At 65.8% G+C, this 2,196-nt stretch carries 1 protein-coding gene and 1 pseudogene; both read left to right on the top strand.

The window, feature by feature from the left end:
* Positions 1 to 503, top strand: a pseudogene (locus tag ACTHL0_RS25030) (tetratricopeptide repeat protein); the annotation flags it as partial.
* A gap of 3 nt (positions 504 to 506) precedes the next feature.
* Entirely contained in the window at positions 507 to 1,997 is a 1,491-nt protein-coding gene (locus ACTHL0_RS25025) for a flavin-containing monooxygenase (protein ID WP_440569759.1), read from the top strand.
* Positions 1,998 to 2,196 lie beyond the last annotated feature (199 nt).

Below are 2,196 nucleotides of genomic sequence, written 5' to 3'. Positions count from 1 at the left end.
TGGTCGAGGCGCTGTCGAACAATGGCAATCCGGTGCCCGCCTATGAGCTCGACGATCTCGCACGGCGGCTCGATAGCCTGCGTGCCCGCACCGAAGGACGACCGGATCCGTACGCGCAAACGCCGGGTGCCGCCCCATCGCCGTACGCGCAAGAAGCCGAGCGCTTGCAACAGCAGCAAGCCCCGTACGGCATGCAGCAGCCCTACCCTGCGCAGCAGCAACCGCCGATCGTCGTGCAGCAGGGCGGTGGCATGGGCGGCGGCATGGGCGGCCTGCTCACCGGCGTACTGCTCGGTGAAGCGCTGTCGTCGCATGGCCGCGATCGCGTGATCGAGCGCGATGTCTACATCGACGATGACGAAGCGCGGCGCCGCGCCGCCGAACGCGACAACAGCGGCGGGGTCGATTTCGGACAGGGCTCGAACGACTGGAACGATGGCGGCGGCAGTGACGGCGGCGTCGACTTCGGCAGCGGCGATTCGGGCGGATGGAACGATAACTAAGCCGTGACGCGTTCGTGCAAGATCCCGCTGCGGGTGGCGATTGTCGGCAGCGGATTCGCCGGGATCGGGATGGCGATCCGGCTCAAGCAAATGGGCGTGGCGTCACTGACTGTCTATGAAGCGGCCGGCGACATCGGCGGCACGTGGCGTGACAACGACTACCCCGGCGCCGCCTGCGACATCCCCTCGCATTTGTACTCGTTTTCGTTCGCGCCGAATCCCTCCTGGTCGCGCACGTTTGGTTCCCAACGCGAAATTCTCGACTACCTGAAACGCTGCGCGCGCGATCACGGCGTCGAGCCGTTGATCCGGTGCAACGCGCGCGTCACGAAGGCGCGCTTCGACGATGACGCCCGGGTCTGGCACCTGGACATCGCGACGGCGCCCGATGGCTCGACACATGAAACGGTCGAAGCCGACGTCGTCATAGCGGCGAATGGACCGCTCTCGCGGCCGGCAATGCCCGGCATCGCCGGCATCGAGCGCTTTGGCGGCGCACTGTTTCATTCGGCGCGATGGGATCACACCTATCCGTTCGAAGGCAAGACGGTAGCCGTCATCGGGACGGGGGCGAGCGCCGTGCAGTTCATTCCGCACCTTCAACGGCGCGCGGCGCGGCTGTGCGTCTTTCAGCGCACGCCGCCCTGGATCATGCCTCGGCCCGATCGCACGATCAGCCCCCATGCGCAGGGTGCGTTTCGCTGGTTGCCGCTCGCGCAACAGATCGCGCGCTGGATGATCTACTGGCGCCATGAAGCACGCGCCCTCGCCTTCATCGTCAATACCCAGTGGATGCAGGGGCCGATGCGCTTTGCCACGAGCTATCTCGCGCGACGCGTGCAGGACCCGGTGCTGCGGGCCAAGCTGACACCGAACTATCTGCTCGGCTGCAAACGCGTGCTGCTTTCGAGCGATTACTACCCGGCACTGACGCAACCGAACGTCGACGTCGTCACCACGCCGATCCGCGAAATCGTCGAAGACGGTCTCGTCACCGATGACGGGCGCCACTGGCCTGTCGATGCCATCGTCTGCGGGACGGGCTTTCAGGTAGCGGATGCGGGCGCGCCCTTCCCGATCATCGGCGCGCACGGCGCCGACCTCGATGCGCGCTGGCGTGCCAATGGGCCTCAAGCGTATCTCGGCACGAGCATCGCCGGCTTTCCGAACTTCTTCATGATGATCGGCCCGAACACCGGCCTGGGCCACAACTCGATGGTGTATATGATCGAGTCGCATATCGCCTATATCGCGCGCTGCTTGCGCACGCTGTGCGAACGCGGCGCAAGGACGATGGAAGTGCGTGAGACTGTGGAGCACGCCTACAACGAACGGCTGCAGAACGCTTTTCGCGGCACCGTCTGGATGAGCGGCTGCCGAAGCTGGTATCTGTCCGAGCGAGGTCGCAACACGACCCTTTGGCCCGGATTCTCATTCGCCTTTCGCCGGCTCACCCGGCGCGTGAAAGCCAACCATTACCGTTTCGGCGATTGAGCGCGGCAGCCCCAGGACGTCTGCCGCAATGGCATCGCGGCGGCGCCGCACCCGCCCAAGCAACCGAACCCCTCGCGCCGTCACTTGAACGAACGTCGGGCGGCCCGGCGCCATTCGCAGGTGGGCCCGGCCCAGTGGATTCGACCTTTGGGTTACGGCGATCGATGCTCAGCCTGCGAGCACCGGACGGCCCGAATGC

It is taken from the genome of Trinickia sp. (assembly GCF_051961175.1).
In the GTDB taxonomy this organism is placed as follows: Bacteria; Pseudomonadota; Gammaproteobacteria; order Burkholderiales; family Burkholderiaceae; genus Trinickia.
Note: the sequence above shows the minus strand (reverse complement) of the source record. Positions and strands in the feature narration are given on the sequence as shown.